At 69.0% G+C, this 17,627-nt stretch carries 6 protein-coding genes and 2 tRNA genes; all 8 read right to left on the reverse strand.

The annotated features are described in order from the left end of the window. Positions 1 to 278: 278 nt before the first annotated feature. Positions 279 to 1,691 (reverse strand): right-handed parallel beta-helix repeat-containing protein, encoded by a 1,413-nt coding sequence (locus tag J5837_RS15820; protein WP_210537751.1) that lies wholly within the window; start codon positions 1,689 to 1,691, stop codon positions 279 to 281. Beyond that, positions 1,664 to 2,524: a serine aminopeptidase domain-containing protein gene (locus tag J5837_RS15825; RefSeq protein WP_210537753.1), complete on the reverse strand. Its 861-nt coding sequence runs from the start codon at positions 2,522 to 2,524 to the stop codon at positions 1,664 to 1,666. Before J5837_RS15825 ends, J5837_RS15820 begins: the two co-directional genes overlap by 28 nt. Next, complete coding sequence (locus J5837_RS15830) at positions 2,512 to 8,274, reverse strand: non-ribosomal peptide synthetase (protein ID WP_210537755.1); 5,763 nt, start codon at positions 8,272 to 8,274, stop codon at positions 2,512 to 2,514. The genes J5837_RS15825 and J5837_RS15830 overlap by 13 nt, the downstream gene beginning before the upstream one ends. After that, on the reverse strand, positions 8,271 to 15,377 hold the full coding sequence (locus tag J5837_RS15835) for an amino acid adenylation domain-containing protein (protein ID WP_342345560.1): 7,107 nt from the start codon (positions 15,375 to 15,377) through the stop codon (positions 8,271 to 8,273). Before J5837_RS15835 ends, J5837_RS15830 begins: the two co-directional genes overlap by 4 nt. Before the next feature lie 4 nt (positions 15,378 to 15,381). Continuing rightward, positions 15,382 to 16,332 carry a cupin-like domain-containing protein gene (locus tag J5837_RS15840; RefSeq protein WP_210537759.1) on the reverse strand — a complete coding sequence of 317 codons (951 nt, stop codon included), beginning with the start codon at positions 16,330 to 16,332 and terminating at the stop codon, positions 15,382 to 15,384. A gap of 52 nt (positions 16,333 to 16,384) precedes the next feature. Beyond that, on the reverse strand, positions 16,385 to 17,248 hold the full coding sequence (locus J5837_RS15845; RefSeq protein ID WP_210537761.1) for a 4'-phosphopantetheinyl transferase family protein: 864 nt from the start codon (positions 17,246 to 17,248) through the stop codon (positions 16,385 to 16,387). Positions 17,249 to 17,348: 100 nt separating this feature from the next. After that, positions 17,349 to 17,425, reverse strand: a tRNA-Arg gene (locus tag J5837_RS15850). A gap of 75 nt (positions 17,426 to 17,500) precedes the next feature. After that, positions 17,501 to 17,593, reverse strand: a tRNA-Ser gene (locus J5837_RS15855). Between the last annotated feature and the right edge of the window lie 34 nt (positions 17,594 to 17,627).

The raw sequence follows: 17,627 nt of genomic DNA on the forward strand, positions 1-17,627 counted from the left end.
CTCGATTCGCTACCCAACCCCGCACGTCGCCGCAATGGCGCAACCGCGCTACCGCGCCGGATCGTCATCAATGCTGGTGCCATACCGTCCCCACGACTGGGCCTCCCCTGCTTCGGCGCTCCCTGCGCCCGCCTTGGTCATGGCCTTCGACGCGCGTCGGCCAGTACCGCCTGATCTCGTTCCCATAACAACGCAGGCATGGGCGCCGACAGGACAGGAAATGGCAGGACATCGGCCTCCGGCGGGAACCGCCGGAACCCGGTTCCGGCGGTCTCCGCCTACTGCTGTTCCAATGCGCCGATGGCGATCCGGCCAGCCGGTACGACGCGCGGCCGCCTTTCGCCCAGCGCCGGTTTTCGCCCCTGCGGCGGCTCGAAAGCCGGCAGTGCCTGGGGCGCAGGGAACGGGAATGCGACCGGCGCCACGGGCGCGGGATTGCCCGCGCCGAGCAATGGACTCCCCGGCCGCGGCCGCAGCCGGCGATGGGCTGCATCCACGAATAACGGGTCGCCGCCGCGCAGGGTCTCCAACCATTCGCGGGGAACGCCCGTCGCCTTGTTCTGCACCCAGTTGCGGCTGCCCGCGACCTTGCGGCCCTCGCTCCACGGCTCGCGACCCAGCGGCCCGCAGAACGGCCTGCGTACCGAGCTGGCGGCGTTCTCGCGAACGATCGTCGGCGAGCCCGCGCCCGGCTGGTAGACGACGTTGTTGTGCATCTCCAGCGAGCCCTGCCCCAGTTGCACCAGCACCGCGGTGACCGGCCCCGCACGCCGGAACAGGATGGTGTTGTTGACCAGGCGCACGCGCCCCTGGTTGCGGCCGTTGAGGTCGCCGCCGATGCGCAGGGCGCTGCCGGAGCGGCTGCGCGCATCGTGGATGATGACGTTGCCGACCAGTTCGGCGTCCTCGCGGCGCAGGTTGGCGTTCCAGCCCGGCTTCTGCGCTTCGCAATCGGGCCCGATCAGTTCCACCTCGTGCAGGTCGGAGCCTTCGATCCAGTTGTAGTGGATTTCCGCGCGCTCGTGGCGGACCCGCACCAGCACGCCGCCGGTGGCGTCGCGCACGTAGTTGTGGTGCATGCGGAACACGGCGCCCGGCCAGGCCGTCTCGTCGGACTGCATGTAGATGGCGTGGCGGGTATCGCCGGCGCCGGCGCGCGCGACTTCGCTGTATTCCAGGGTGAATGAACCCGAATTCCGGTCGGCGCCGAGGATGCCGTGGGAAGGGCAATCGTGCACGTACGCGTCACGCACGGTGACGTCGTGCGCTTCGCTGAAGAGGCACGAACGCGAGCCGCCACTGACTTCGAAACCTTCGAACACCACGTGGTTGGACTGCTCGAACTTGATCGTGTTGACGCCGCCGACCAGTTTCGGCCGTTGCTGTCCCGCGGTGCGGCTCCAGCGGATCGTCACCGGCCGCTTCGCGTCGCCGCCATCGTCGTCGCCGACCACGATGCCGCCGCGGTAGATGGCGTTGCCGTCGACCACGACCACGTCGCCAGGCGCCAGGTCCACGCGCTCGAACAGCGTGGACAATTGCGTGTACTGGCGACCGGAAGGCCCGACGGTATAGGTGGCGGCGGCCGCGTGCCCGGCCAGGGCCATCGCCACGAAGCCGGCAAGCGCCGCGAACTTTCCTCGCGCGGCAACGGCCGCGTTGCTCAAGCCGAGTACCGGGACTGCATCCATTCGCCCAGTGTCCGCAACAGCCGTTCGCGATGTTCGCGCAGGTAGAACGTGTGGTCGCAATCTTCCCAGTACAGGTCCGTCCATCCGGGCGAATCCACCACCGCGCCGAAGCATTCCCTGGCCTGCCGCCGATGGTTGTAGTAGCGGCTGTTGCCGCCCGTGTACAGCAACAGCACATGGGCGCCGCGACCGACCAGGGCCTGCAGGCGGTGCGTGGTTTCCACGCGATCGGGGAAGTGGCGGTAGTCGTCCGCATCGATCGCGCGGACTTCGACCGGCTTTCGCTGCCGTAGCAGGCGACCGAATCCATGCATCACGGCGCTGGGACGGAACAGCCGCGGCAGGTAGCGACGCAGGCGGTAACCGCGCGTGTGGTAGGCGGCGCCGTCCAGCAACATCAGTCCATCCACGCGCGGATCGTCGGGTCCGATGTTCAACGCATCGTCGGCGCCGGAACAGATGCCGCCCAGCACGAAACGGTCCAGGCCGGTCTGCCGCGTCACCAGATCCATCGCGGCGGCCGTCGCCTCGCTGCGCTTGCGCACCGGATCGGCCAGGCGCGAGGCGGCGCTGTCGCCCAGCCCGCCCTGGTCGAAGCGCAACACCACGAATCCGCGCCGGGCCAGTTCGCGCGCCAGCTTCACCTGGATGCGATAGGGACCGCAGCGCTGGACCAGGCCGGCGTTGTACAGGATCAGCGCCGCCTTGCCGCGCACCTGGGTCGCCGGCCGGGTCAGTACGCCGACCAGGCCCGGGCCGAATTCGTGCGCCGATTCCAGCACCGCGTCCTCCTCGCTCGCCGACGCCGGCGGCGCTTGCATCAGCGCGGCCATGCGCGCGCCTCCGCCAGCAGGTTGGCCAGTTCGATCACGCTGCGCCGCGGGAACGCCTGCTTCTCGATCTGGTTCGGATCGTCCCAGGCCGGCTGGTCCTGGGTCGCCAGCACGTGCAGGCTCGCATCGACGCCGGCGGCGGCCTGCATCGCGATGTATTCGTTCAATGCAGGGTTCTCCTGCCACACCGCCAGACGCAGGCGACTGCCCGCGGGCAGCGCGCGGCGGCGCAGATCAAGCTTCGATAGTTCGTCGATGAATCCCGGGTCGACATCGAAACCGAGCAGTTCATCGTCTTTCTCCGGCACGGGCATCGGTTTGCGATAACGACCCACCTCGGCGAACTGGCTGGCATGCGTGCGTCGCCAGGCGGACAGCATGCCCGCGCCTTCCAGCACCGGATCCCACAGCACCAGGTCCACCGCTTCGCCCGCAGACGTCGCGGCGGCGAGCACCGGCAGGCAGGCGCTGCGCAGTGCCAGCGTGCGGATTCGCGCGTCTGCGCTGGCCGAGGACAGCCACGCCGTCGCTTCCGCCAGGTCGTCCTGCAAACCGGGCAGCGACAATGCATCGCTGTCTCCGGCCGAATCGCCGCTGCCGTACCAGTCGAAGCGCAGCGCCGGCGTTCCCGCGGTCGCCAGCGCCTCGGCCAGCGTCCACAGCGCACGCTGGCTGACGATGCCTTCCTGCAGCAAGGGCGGCACGATCAGCATGTTCCGGTTCGCGGCGCCATCGCCGTGCCACATGCCGTACAGGCGGCGATGCGGCTTGCCGAAGAACATCGCAGTGCCGGTCTTTCCCGCGGTTCTTGCGCCCGTGAGGGCGCGAGCCGGCGGCGACGGGGCGATGGCCGGCGCGGAGCGCGGCAGTTCCAGCGCCAGCTGCCCCAGGGTCAGTGTGGCCAGCGGCAACATCTTCAGGCGCACGCCGGTATCGCGCGCGACCTGAGCGGCCATCTGCATGGCCAGCAGGGAATGGCCGCCCAGATCGAAGAAGTTGTCGTCGGCGCCGGCCGGCGCCTGCAGCAGGCCCGACCACAGCCGGCTCAAATAGGCGACGCGCGGGTCCTGGTTTTCGTCCGTTGCCTGCGGTTCCGGCGCGGGTTGCGGAAGCGTTCCGGCCGCGGGGATTGCGGTGGCCGGCTCGAGGGTCGCGGGCGACGCCACCGCCAGCGCATCGATCCGCGCGAGCGGATCGCGCAACGCCGTTTCGAGCACGGCGAGATAGCTTTCGCACAATGCGCCGGCATCTTCCCCGGGCAAGGCATTGGCGCCGACGAACAGATTGGCCAGCACGCCTTCCTCGTCTTCGATCAGCGACAGGCCAAGGTCTTCGGTCGAACCCGGCTGCGCCACCTCCAATCGTTCGTGCGTCAACCCGCCCCAGCGCGTGACGCGCTGGCGGATGTCCTGCAGGGTGAACATCACCTGGTACAGCGACAACGCACTGCGCTCACCGCGCAGGCTCAGCTCGCGAACCACTTCCTCCAGGCGGATGTCCGGATTGGCGAAGCTTTCCAGCACCACTTCCCTGACCTTGGCCACCGCTTCGGCGAATGGCATGCCCGGGTCCAGGCGCACGCGCAGCGGCAGCACGCTGACGAAGTAACCCATCAGGTCCTCGACCTCGGCGCTGTTGCGGCCGCGCACCGGCGAGGAAACGATCAGGTTCCTGCGCCCGGTCAAGCGCTGCAGCAGGACGAAGTATGCGGCCAGCAGCACCATGAACAGGGTGGCGTCGAGCGACAGGCCCAGCTCGCGCAGGCCGTCGACCACGGAACGGTCGATGCGGAAGCGTCGCGTCCTTCCCCCCTCGACGGCGACCAGCGGCCGGTTGCCGCGACCGCCGGAAAGATCCTGCGCCGGCTCGCCATCGGCCAGCGCTTCGCCGAGGCGCTGGCGCCAGAAATCGCGCTGGCGCGCGTACTCGACGCTGTCCACGAAACCGCGATGCCAGGCCGAAAAATCGCCGTAGCTGACCGGCAGCGCCGGCAACCGCGCTTCGCGACCCTCGCAGCGCGCAGCGTACAGCTCGGCGAAGTCGCGATAGAACAGATCGAACGACCAACCGTCCCAGACGATGTGGTGGGTCATGAAGAACAGCGCGTGCCGCGTTTCTTCCAGCTTGAACAGGCGCGCGCGAAACAATGGCGCGCCGACCAGCTCGAAGGGAGTGGCGATCAGCGCGTCGATGCGCTGCGCCAGCGCCAGCTCGCGCTGCTCTGCGGGTAACGCGCTCAGATCCTCGATTTCCGCCAGCCCCGTGTCAATGCGTTCGTGCACGACCTGGACGAATTCGCCATCGCGCTCTTCCATGGTCGTGCGCAGCACCGATTGGCGCTGCATCAGGTCGGCGAACGCCTGTTCGAACGCGGCATGGTCGAGCGGACCGGTCAGCCAATGCGCCGAAGGCGTGTTGAAGCCCAGTTGGCCCGGATTGATCCGCTCCAGCTGCGCCATGTGTTCCTGCACCAGTGACAACGGCGCCTCGCGCTGGTCGGCACGCGGTAAAACCGGCGGACGCGGCGCTTCCTGCGTGGGGCTTGCCGAAATCGCCGCGGCCAGCTGCGCGACGGTCGGACCGTCGAACAGCGCGCGCAAGCTCAGCGACGCGCCGAATTCGCGGTTGAGCCGCGAGGTCAGTTGCGCGGCCAGCAGCGAATGTCCGCCCAGCGAGAAGAAGTTGTCGTGCACGCCGATATCGGGCATGCCCAGCACCTGCCCCATCGCCGCGGCGACCCGGCGTTCGATGCCGTTGCGCGGCGCGTCCGTCGTCGCCGGCAGGGCCGTGGCGGATGCAGCCATTTCGCCGGAAGCCGGCTGGATCGGCGACGGCAACGACTTGCGGTCGATCTTGCCGTTCGGCAGCAACGGCATGCGTTCCAGCGGCATTACGTGCTGCGGCACCATGTATTCCGGCAGGGCCTGTTTCAGCCTTTGGCGCAGATCGAGCGGATCCAGTGTCACGTCCGGTTGCGCCACCGCATAAGCCACCAGGCGCACATCGCCGGGGCGATCCTCACGCACCAGCGCGATCGCCTGATCCACGCCGGGGCATGCGGCCAGTGCGGTTTCTATTTCGCCCAACTCGATGCGATAGCCGCGGACCTTGACCTGGAAGTCGAGCCGGCCGAGATGTTCCAGCGTGCCATCCGACCGCCAGCGCGCGCGATCGCCGGTGCGGTACAGCTTCGCCTGCGGACGCTTGTCGAAGGGATCGGCGAGAAAACGGTCCGCGGTCAGCTCGGCACGCCCCAGGTAACCCAGGGACACGCCGTCGCCGCCAATGCACAGTTCGCCGGGCACGCCCAGCGGACAGGGCTGCCGCTGCGCGTCGAGGATCCACACCGTGGTGTTGGCGATCGGACGCCCGATGGAAATGCCGCGCTCCGGATCGTGCACGCGGCAGCAGGTCGACCACACCGTGGTTTCGGTCGGGCCGTACAGGTTCCACAACTCGCCGCAGCGCGACAGCAGCGCCTGGGCCAGTGCCGGCGGCAAGGGTTCGCCGCCGCACAAGACACGGAAATCCGGGTCGCCCGTCCAGCCCGCATCCAGCAGCATCCGCCACGTCGCCGGCGTCGCCTGCATCAGCGTGGCGCCGCTTTCATCCAGCAAGGCCGCCAGCCGTTCGCCGTCCATCACGGTCTCGCGATCGGCGATGACCACTTCGGCACCGACGCTCAACGGCAGGAACAGCTCGAGCACCGCGATGTCGAACGACAGCGTGGTCACCGCCACCAGCCGGTCGTCGTCGACGATGCCAGGCTCGTGCTGCATGGACGCGATGAAATTTGCCACCGCGCGATGCGGTACCTGCACGCCCTTCGGCTGGCCGGTGGAGCCGGAGGTGTAGATCACGTACGCGGCCGCTTCCGGATCGACGGATTCGCGCGCCGCGCGCGCCGGCGAAGCCGCGGCCAGTTCCTGTTCCAGCGCATCCAGCATGAGTACCGGGCGTCCGCGCAGGTCGAAGCGTCCGGCATGCTCACGTTGTGTGACCAGCGCGGCCAGCCCGGCATCGCCGACCATATAGGCCAGCCGTTCCTGCGGGAACGCCGGATCCAGCGGCACGTAGCCGGCGCCAGTCTTGAGGATGCCCAGCAAGGCCGCGAGCATGTCCACGCCGCGATCGACCGAGAGCCCGACCAGCGCGCCGCGATGCACGCCGCGCGCGCGCAGCAGCGCGGCGATGCGGTTGGCCCGCGCTTCCAGCCCGGCGTAGCTCAGCGCCTGCTGCCCGCAACGCACCGCGATCCGTTCCGGCGTGCGTTCGCACTGCGCTTCGAACAGTTCGTGCATGCCCGCGTGCGCCGGGAACGGCGTGGCCGCCGGCTGCAGCGCGGCCAGCTCCCGTAGGCCCTGCGCATCGACCAGCGGCAAGCGGCCCAGTTCGGCATCGGCCTGCTGCACCGCGCCGCGCAGCAGGCTTTCGTAGGCGCGCAGCCAGCGCCGCACCGTGCCGTCGTCGAACAGGTCGGTGTTGTACTGGCATTCCAGGCGCAGGCCATCGCGGGTCTGCACCGCGTTGACCGACAACTCGAAGTTCTCGTGGCTGCGCGGATTGCTTTCGAATTCCATCAGCAGGCCGGGGAACGCGCCCGCCTGCTGGTCCAGCGCCTGGTCGATGTTGAACATCACTCCGACCAGGGGCAGGCGCGACGGATCGCGTTCCACGCGCAGTTTCTTCAGCAGGGTGCCGAAGGTGTAGCGCTGGTGCTCCAGCGCATCGAACAGGCCGGCCTGGGTTTCCTGCAGCAGCGCCGCGAATGGCTTGTCCGGCGCGGCGTCGCAGCGCAGCGGCAGCAGGTTGACGCAATGCCCGACCACGTCGTCGTGCCCGTCGACCGATTGCCCGGCGGCGGGAATGCCGATCACCACGTCGGACTGGCCGCACAGCCGGGCCAGCAAGCCGCCGAATCCGGCCAGCAGCGTCGCGAACAGGCTGGCCCCACGGCGCGCGCCCATCGCACGGATCGCGGTCAGCAGTTCGGCGTCGAGCAGATGGTCTTCGCGCTTCGAGGCGAAGCCGCGCCGCGCCGGCCGCGGCCGGTCCAGCGGCAGGTCCAGCACTGGCGCGCCGTCGGCGAAACGCGCCAGCCAGTAGGCCTCGTCTTCGGTGCGGACACCGCCGGATTGCCGGGCCAGCTGCAAGGCGTAATCGGCGAAGGAGGCCGGGGCTGCAAGGCCTTCGACGGCCTGGTCCCGCACTTGCGCGTACAGCGTGCCGAGTTCGCGCACCAGGATCCACCACGACCATCCGTCGCAGACGATATGGTGCGCGGTCAGCAACAAGGCGTGCTCTTCGGCATCCAGGCGGACCAGTTCCGCGCGCAGCAACGTGTCGCGATCCAACGCGAACGGTGTATCCACCGCACGCCGCTGGCGTTCGGCCAGCGCCGCTGCGCGCGCTGCCGGATCCAGGCTGGAGAAGTCGAAGCGCGAGAACGCGAGGTTCGCCCACTTGCGCACGCACAAGGTTTCGCCATCGGGGCCGAAGTTGGCGCGGAATGCATCCCGGCGCTCGACCAGCGCCTGCAGCGCGGCGGCGAGTGCGGCTTCGTCCAGCGATCCGCGCAGGCGCAGGCTCACCGATTCGTTGTAGGCCAGCGACGCGTCCTCGCCCAGCCGGTCCGCCAGCCACACTTCGCGCTGCGGCTCGGTGGTCGGCACCACCCGCGCCAGTTCGCCGCCCGCGAAGGGATCGTATTCGACGGCTTCGCGCTGCTCCTTGCGCGCCAGGGCGGTCATCCGGCCACCTTCAGGTATTTGCCGGGGCGATCCGCATCGGGCACGAACCAGGCCGGACGTCCGTCTTCATCGCGGCCGAGGCGCGCGCCGGGCACGATCGGTTCGTCGGCATCCATCACCGTGCGCGGGGTGGCCGCGTGGCGCGGCAGGAACTCGGATTCCTGCAATTCGGCCACGGACGCCTTGAACGCATCGACGATTGTGCGGAAATCCGCCTCGTCGTGCGCTGTGGTCAGGAAGCAGGGGAAATTGTCGAGTATGTGCACGCCGCGGCTGCGCATCATGCCGAACAGCAGGTCCTGCAGCGGATGGTCCTCAAGGAAGAAGGTCTTCCACACCGAAGCGAAATGGCGGATCTCGATCGGCGCGCCGGCATCGCGGCAGAACGCGTTCATCTCCGCGACCATCGCATCGACGCGGGCGTTGAGCTGCTCCTGCAGCTGCGGGCCCTGTCGCTTGACGTGTTCGAGCACCGCCTTGGCCGCGGCCAGCGCCAGCGGGTGGCGGACGAAGGTGCCGGCGAAATAGGTCACGCCGACGGTCGGGGTGGAATCGTCGCCGTATTCCCACTGCCCGCCATCCAGCGCATCCATGAATTCGCGCTTGCCCGCGATCACCCCGATCGGATAGCCGCCGCCGACGACCTTGCCGTAGGTGGCCAGGTCGGCGCGGATGCCGAACAGCGCCTGCACCCCGCCCGGATGCGCGCGGAAGCCGGTGACGACCTCGTCGAACACCAGCACCGATGCGGACTCCTCGGTGATCTTGCGCAATTCGCGCAGGAATTCGACCGGGCGAAAATCCGGGCGCCGACTCTGCACCGGCTCGACCAGCACCGCGGCGATCTCGTGGGCGCGCTCGCGGATGATCTGCAGCGACTCCGGCGTGCCGTAGTCGAGCACCAGCACGTGCTCGGCGGTGTTGCGCAGGATGCCCGGCGCTGCCGGCACCGCGCGCAGCTTTTTGGTGCCGCGCACGATCATCTCGTCGATGATGCCGTGGTAGGCGCCATTGAACACCACCACCGTTTCGCGGCCGGTGATGGTGCGGGCGATGCGCAACGCGCCGAGCACCGCTTCGGAGCCGGTGTTGCACAGCGCCGCGCGGTCGTGGCCGGTGACGTCGCAGACCAGCTCGGCGACTTCGCCGGCGAGCGGATGCTGCGGCCCGATGTCGTAGCCCAGGTCGAGCTGCCGGCGCACCGCGTCCACGACGAAATCCGGCTGCCAGCCGAACAGGCTCATGCCGAAACCGTTGAGCGCGTCGACGTACTCGTTGCCGTCCAGGTCCCACATGCGCGCGCCCTTGGAGCGCTCGACCACGATCTGGTAGGTGATTTCCTTGGTCAGCGGACGGAAGCCGTTGACCACGCGCGGGTCGGCCATGCGCGGACGATGCCGCACGGTGTATTCCTTCGATTTGCGTGTGCGCGCGATGTAACGCTGCATGTACGCGTCGAGGCGCCGGCGCTGGTGTTCGCTCAACTGCAACTGGCCGCTGTTGTCGATCCGGGCGATGGCGCCGAACGCCTTCTTCACGTCGTACTTGGTGTGCGCCAGCGCGGCCTCTTCTTCCGCGTCGGACGCAGCCACGGGTGCTGCCGGCTGGACGATGGAGGGCATGGGCGGCGCCGAAGCAACGACCGGTGCCGGCACCACCGCACCGCCGCCGGTTCCCGCCAACAGGGCGAGCTGCTGCGACATCAATTGCATTTGTTGCTCGATGACGCTGCGCAGCAGATCGCCGTTTGCGGCCACGGGCGCCGCCACCGGCGCGAATCCCGATATCGGCATCGCGACGGGCGTCGCATGCACCGCTGGCGCCGCGACGACGGGCGCCGGCGCGCTTTCCGGCGGCAGGCTCGCGTCCAGCATCGCCGCCAGCTTGTCCAGGCTGCCGTATTCGCCCATCAACTGGCGGAAGGTGACCTTCGCCGCGAAATGCTTCTGCAACTGGGTCGCGACCTGGGTCAGCATCAGGCTGTCCAGTCCGAGCTCGATGAAGCTGGCGCCCTCGTCCGCATCGGACAGGTCGAAGCCGGCACCGTCCTCGAATATTTCCTTCAGCTGCGCGACCAAGCGCGGCAGGCGATTGGCGACGGGCGGTGCTGTGGGCGTGGCAGGCGTGGGCATGGCCGGTTCCGGAAGCGGTTCGTTGGCGACGACGGAAAGGGGGACGACGTTGTGGCCCGGCGCCGCGGCGCCTATCCAGTAGCGCTGGCGTTCGAACGGATAGGTCGGCAAGCGCACGCGACGACGCGAACCGCGATGATCGAAGACGCTCGGATCGATGGCGACGCCCTGGCACCACAACTGGCCGGCAGCAAGACGGATGCCGGCGGCCTCGGCGTCAGGCGCGTCGGCCAACGAGGACACCACGGCTGCGCGGCGTTGCTGCACCACCGGATGCTGGCGCGCCAGCGCAGCCAGCGTGGCGCGGGTGCCGACTTCGAGCAGCACCGGCGGCGTCTCGGTCTCCAGCAAGCGGCCCAGCGCAGACGCGAAGCGCACGGGCTCGCGCAGGTGCCGCGCCCAGTAGTCGGGGGAAACCGCAGTGGCTTCGTCCAGCCATTCGCCGCTGACCGTGGAGACGATCGGCAGGCGCGGCGCCGAGCGCGGCACCGCTTCGACTTCGGCGCGGAACGGCGCGACCACCGCCTCCATCATCGCGGAATGGAACGCATGCGACGTGTTCAATGCGCGGCAAGCGATGCCCTCGCCTTCCAACTGCGACTGCAGTTGCGCGATGGCTGCATGCGGCCCGGCGACGACGCAGGCGCCGGGCGAGTTTTCCGCCGCCAGCGACAGTTCCGCCGGCAGCCTTTGCAGCACGGCCTCGGCCGCCATCCGCACCGAGAGCATGGCGCCCGGCGGCTGCGCCTGCATCAGGCGGCCACGCCGGGCCACCAGCCGCAACGCATCCGCCAGGCTGAACACGCCAGCCAGCGTCGCGGCCACGAATTCGCCGACGCTGTGCCCGGCCATCGCCACCGGGCGCAGACCCGACTCCATCCACATGCGCGCCAGCGAATATTCGACGGCGAAGATCGCCGGCTGCATCACCGAAGTCGGCAGCAGCGCATCGGCATCGTCGCCGAACACCACGTTGCGCAGGTCGTAGCGCAGTTCGCCTCGCAGGATGTCGGCGCAGGCATCGAACGCATCGCGGAAGGCCGGCTCGCCGGCATACAGCGCGCGCCCCATGCCGGCGTACTGCGAGCCCTGGCCGGGGAACAGGAACGCCACGTCGCCATGCCGGGCCGGACGACCCCGGGCGATCGCGGCGGCGGTTTCCGGGCTGTCCAGGCGCCCGGCCGCATCCGCCGCGTCGTTCGCGACGATCGCGATGCGATGCGCGAACGCCTTGCGGCCTGCGCCCAGCGTCCAGGCCACATCGGCCAGGTTCGCCTCGGCATCGGCGCGCAGATGCAACGCCAGGTTCGCGGCCGCACGCGCCAGCGCCGTGGGCGTGCGCGCCGACAGCACCAGCAACTGCGGTCCCTGCGCCGGGTCCGACGCTGCCCGCTCCGGCGCCTCCTCCATCACCACGTGCGCATTGGTGCCGCCGACGCCGAACGAACTGACGCCCGCGCGGCGCGGCCCGTCGCCATCGGGCCACGCCTGCAGCCGGTCGTTGACCACGAACGGCGAACCGTCCAGCGCCAGTGCGGGATTCGGCGCGGTGAAGTGCAGGCTGGCCGGAATGCGTCGTTCGCGCAGCGCCAGCGCAGTCTTGATCACCCCGGCCGCGCCGGCCGCGATCACCGTATGGCCCATGTTGGTCTTGACCGAACCGATGCGGCAGAAACCGGCATCGGCCGTGCGGCGGCGGAATGCCTTGGTCAGACCTTCAATCTCGATCGGATCGCCCAGCGGCGTCGCCGTCCCGTGCGTCTCCACGTAGGAAATGCTGCGCGGTTCCACGCCGGCATCGTCGTGCGCCATCGCGATCACCGCGGCCTGGCCTTCGCTGCTGGGCGCGGTGAAGCTGGCCTTGTCGCCGCCATCGTTGTTGACGGCCACGCCGCGCAGCACTGCGAAGACGTCGTCGCCGTCGGCGATGGCGTCGGACAGACGCTTGAGCAGCACCACCGCCGCACCATCGCTGAATACCGTGCCCTGCGCGCCGAGGTCGAACGCGCGCGTATGCCCGTCCGGCGACAGCATCGAGCCTTCCTGGTACAGGTAGCCCTTGCGCGGTGGGCAATTGATCGACGCACCGCCGGCCAGCGCCATGTCGCAACGACCCGCACGCAGGCTGTCGACGGCCTGGCAGATCGCCACCAGCGAAGTCGAGCAGGCGGTATGCACGCTGACCGCCGGACCGGTCAGGCCCAGCTTGTGCGCCACGCGGGTTGCGATGTAATCCTTCTCGTTGCCGAGCATGACCTGGAATTCGCCGAGCTTGGCGATCAGGTCGGGATGCGCGGCGAGGTGGCGCTGGAAATAGGTCGCGTTGTACATGCCGGCGAACACGCCCACCGGTCCCGCGGCCTTGTCCGGCACGTGGCCGGCGCGCTCCAGGCATTCCCAGCACAGTTCCATGAACACCCGCTGCTGCGGGTCCATCAGTTCGGCTTCCTTCGGACTGATGCCGAAGAACGCCGCATCGAACAGTTCGACTCCGTCGACCACGCCGCGCGCGGCCACGTAGGCCGGATCGCTGCGCTCGTCGGCGGGCACGCCGGGGTCGATTTCGCCGGACGCGAAGAAGCTGATCGTCTCGCGGCCTTCGCACAGGTTGCGCCAGAACGCTTCGATATCGCCGGCGCCGGGGAAACGGCCGGCCATCGCGATGATGGCGATGGGCTCGGCCAGCGACAAGGCATCGGTGCCGCGGCCGCGGGCGATGCGCGCCGACCCGATCGCGTCAGCGCCCGCGCTGGCCAACGCCGCTGTCAACCCCGCCGGAGTCGGCTCGCGGAACAGCAAGGTCGGCGGAATCGCGGCCTCCATGCCGCGCGCGCGGCGGATGCGTTCCAGCAGGCGCATCCCCAGCAGCGAATTGCCGCCGAGCGCGAAGAAGTTGTCGTTGCGGCCGACCTGATCGATATCCAGCAGTTCGGCGAACGCTTCGCAGATCTGTCGCTCGGCCGCGTCGTGCGCCGGCTCAAATGCATCAGCCAACTCCGGACGCGAGCGATCCGGCGCGGGCAAGGCCCGACGGTCGAGCTTGCCGTTCGCCGTCACCGGCAGCGCATCCAGGCGCAGGTAGCGGGCAGGCACCATGAAATCCGGCAGGGTAGCCGCGAGGTGCTCGCGCAGTTGCGCCGCCGTCGGCGGTTGCGCGGGCGATTCCGCGACGAAGTACGCAACCAGCTGCCGATCCCCCGGGCGATCCGCGCGCGCCAGCACGGCGCAGGCACGCACTGCCGGATGCCGCGCCAGCGCGTATTCGATCTCGCCCGGCTCGATGCGGAAACCGCGTATCTTCACCTGCTCGTCGTTGCGGCCGATGAATTCGAACACGCCTTCGGGCGTGCAACGCACCAGGTCGCCGGTACGGTACAGCAGGCCTTTCGCGTCCTCCGCGAAGGCATCCGGAACGAAGCGTTCGCGATCGAGTTCCGGCCGGTTGAGGTAACCGCGCGCTACCCCGGCCCCGCCGACGTACAGCTCGCCGACCACGCCCTGCGGCACGGGCTCGCCGCGGGCGTTGAGCACGTAGAGCGTGGTATCCGGCAAGGGACGTCCGATCGGTATTGCGGTCGCGTCGTCGGGCAAGGGCGCGGCGATCGCGTGGGTGGCGGCGAAGGTCGTGCATTCGGTCGGCCCATAACCGTTGCACAGGCGCAAGCCCGCCAGCGCCCGCAATGCGCGGCGCACGTGATCGACCGACAGGGCTTCGCCGCCGATGAACAGTTCGCGCAAACCGGACAGATGGCGTGGGTCGTCGTCGACCACGGCGTTGAACAGCGCCGCGGTCAACCACGCATGGGTGACGCCCTGCCGACGGATCGTGGCGGCCAGCCCGCCACCGGTCGGCAGCGTTTCCGCGTGCACGACCACGCAACCGCCATTGAGCAACGCACCCCAGATTTCCAGGGTCGAGGCGTCGAACCCGAGCGGCGCGGCATGCAGGAAACGGGTATCCGGCCCCAGTTGGATGTAATCCGCGTCGACCACCAGCCGCAGGATGCCGCGATGGGCGATCTGCACGCCCTTCGGCTGTCCGGTCGAACCGGAGGTGTACATCACGTAGGCCGTCGCATCCCGATCGGTGCGCGGTTCGACGTCCGGCGCTTCGAGACCCGCCGCGACCGGTACATCATCGAGGACGATCCGCTCCACTCCCGCAGGCAGCGGCGCCTTCGCACCCGCCGCATCGACCAACGCCACGCGCACGCCGGCGTCGCCGATGGCGTGGGCCAGACGCTCGCCCGGATGGGCCGGATCCAGCGGCAGGTAGGCCGCACCCGCCTTGAGCGCGCCGAGCAATGCCACCACGGCGTTGGTCGAACGCTCCATCAGCACGGCCACCACCGCGCCCTGCGCGATGCCCGCGACGCGCAGGCGCTGCGCCAGCGCATCGGCACGCGCATCGAGTTCGGCATAGCTCAGCGTATGGCCCCCATCGCCCACCGCCGGCGCGGTGGGCGCGGCATCGCGCATTTCGGAAAACCGCTGGAGCACGCTGCGGTAACGGCGCGCCGAATGATCGGCGTTGCAGCCGGCAGCCAGCGCGCGCGCGCGCGCACCCGGATCGAGCGGGTCGAAGCTCTCGGGCGGTTCTTCGCCACCGGCGATGGCGGCCAGTATCCGCTTCACGCCATCGGCAAGGATATCGATGGCCGCTTCGGTCAGCGGTGCACGGAATGCGACCTCCAACCTGCCTTCCGCCAGTCGCCATTGCGATAGCGCCGGCAGTTGCCCCGGGAATTCGCCAGCGACGACGGCCCATGCCGGCACTTCCCCGGCGTCGGTTCCGGCATTGAGGCCGGTCAGCCGCGATTCGACCCGCGCCAGCGCAAGGCGCAGCCACCGGGCCGCGTCGTGCCCGCCGGAGCGCAAGCCGGCGTCCACCTGCGCATCGAGCGGGAATTCCAGCTGCCGCAACAACCCGGTTCCGGTACCGGACTTGCAAGGCAGGATATCGAGCAGCACGACGTCAGCCCTCGTTTCCGACCAGCGAATAGCGCGCGAAAGGACCGGGACCATGCTTGTCCGCAAGCGCCGCAACCGCGCGCCGGCAAGCCGAGACCGTCGCGATGCCTGCATAGGTCAACGCATCGAAGGCCGGATACCGGCCCACCCGTGGCGGCGTCATCCCGGCGCGGCGGACCAACGCATGCGCCCTGTGCAGCATCGCGTCGCGCCGCGTCGCATCCGTGTAGTAGGTCAGGCTGATGGTGATCGACGGTTCGTTGCCGTTCTCGACCATGTGCGGGCTGGTCGACGGCATGTAGGCGCCCTGCCCCGGCTCCAGGTCGAAGACCTTGGCCCGCGCGCGGAATTCCTCGTGCCATTGCAGCAGGTCTCGCTCATGCCGATGGTGGAAACGGTCGCGCGCCTGTTCGCTGGCCACGACCTGGTCGTCCGGATCCCAGACGTACACGCGCTTGCGCCCCTGCACTTGCAACAGGAAGTTGTGTTCTTCGTCGAAATGGAACGGCGTGACCGTGTTCGGCGAGGTGACGAATATCCAGCCTGCGCGGCGGCACATGCCCGGGTCATGCCGGTCGATCAGCGGCTGGATGCCATCCAGCACCTGTCCAACCAGCTCGCGATATTCGGGATCCGTCTGCACGTTCAGCAGCGACATCCACGCCTGCGCATCGGCGATGCCCGACAGGGTTTCGGCAGCGGACTTGCGATTGGGATGCAGGCCGGGTGCGGCGTTGAACGGAGTACCTGCGCTGGCCTGGTTGCTGTGCGTGCGCACCCGGCCCCGCGCCTCGAGGCGACTGCCCAGCGCGACCAGGGACGCCGGCTGCAGCAAAGGATGCCCGACCAGGCCATGGCTCACCGGCTGGATGCGCCACGGGTGGAATTCGTCCTCGTCGAGGACGATCAGCCGCTCTCGCGGCGCCGCGTCGCCTGGTCCTGCATTCCACGACATCAGCTTTCCCCTGAGCAAGCTGCAACCGCTTCAATTCGTATGAATCAGAACGTCATGCAAGCGCTTTTCCGGCCATGGCGGGCCGTGCAGGGTCAAACGGATCGGTACGCGCCGACGATGCGTGCAGTGCGTGATGGGTATTCGCCCGCCGCGGCGTCAGGCACCGCGCGTCGACCTTCAGTTCGGGCGGTGCCGCGATCGCCAAGATGGAATCCGGGTCTGTCCCGAAGGCCTGCAGCCGCACCCAGGTGCCATCGGAGATCCCGGCCGCGCCGGTATGCAGCACGACCTGTTCGGGCGCGGAGAACGTGTCCATTTCGCAGGCCAGGCCGACACCGGCCGCCTTCAGGAACGCCTCCTTGCGGACCCAGGTGGCGAGCAGCGCCTCGTTGCGGAGCGCCGCCGCGGCCGGCAGCGCCGCGTATTCGTCGGGGTGGCACACGCGTTCGGCGATGTCCGCCATGCCCGTGCTGCGTTCGCGCGGCTCGATGTCGATGCCGACGACGCCGAGCGGACTGTAGGCGAACGCCACCGCATCGCCGGAATGGCTCAAGCTGGTGCAGCCGGGCATCGCTCCCAGGCACGGCCGTCCCGCGTCGTCGCGGCGTAACGGCACTTCGCCGGGTTCTAGTTGCAGCACGCGGGCGAGGAACAACCGGTGCAAGGCGTAGGCCAGGACCAGGGCGCCACGATCCTGTTCCCGAAGCTTGCGCGAGATGCGCTGCCGGTCGGCGGCATCGAGCAGCCGCTGCGCCTGGGCCGACCAGGGCATCCATTCGGACAATGCCGCGACACCCACGCATACCGCCGAAGGGCTGGCGGCGCCGCGGCCAAAGGCCTCTTCGAATACCTCGACCAGCGGCTGCAGGCCGCCGGCCGCCATCGTCGCGAACGCGTTTCCCATGCCTTGCTTCAACGCCTTCCCCGCCGGCGCGAGGCCACGCCTGCGCTGTTGCGGCGATGCCGGACGGAAAAACAAAAAAGCCAGCGGGATGCCCGCTGGCTTTTTCGTGTATTGGCGCGCCCGGAGAGATTCGAACTCCCGACCGCCTGGTTCGTAGCCAGGTACTCTATCCAGCTGAGCTACGGGCGCGTGAGCCGCCTATTATGCGGAATCGCATCGATTCCGGTCAAGCATGCGGCCGCTTGAGCAAACTTCGCGTCGAACTGGCGGAGTGAGAGGGATTCGAACCCTCGATAGAGCTTTTGACCCTATACTCCCTTAGCAGGGGAGCCCCTTCGGCCTCTCGGGCATCACTCCGTTCGACGTGCCCGCCATGCGCTGCACGGCGGGC

Source organism: Pseudoxanthomonas helianthi, from assembly GCF_017939625.1.
GTDB classification, from domain to species: Bacteria; Pseudomonadota; Gammaproteobacteria; order Xanthomonadales; family Xanthomonadaceae; genus Pseudoxanthomonas_A; species Pseudoxanthomonas_A helianthi.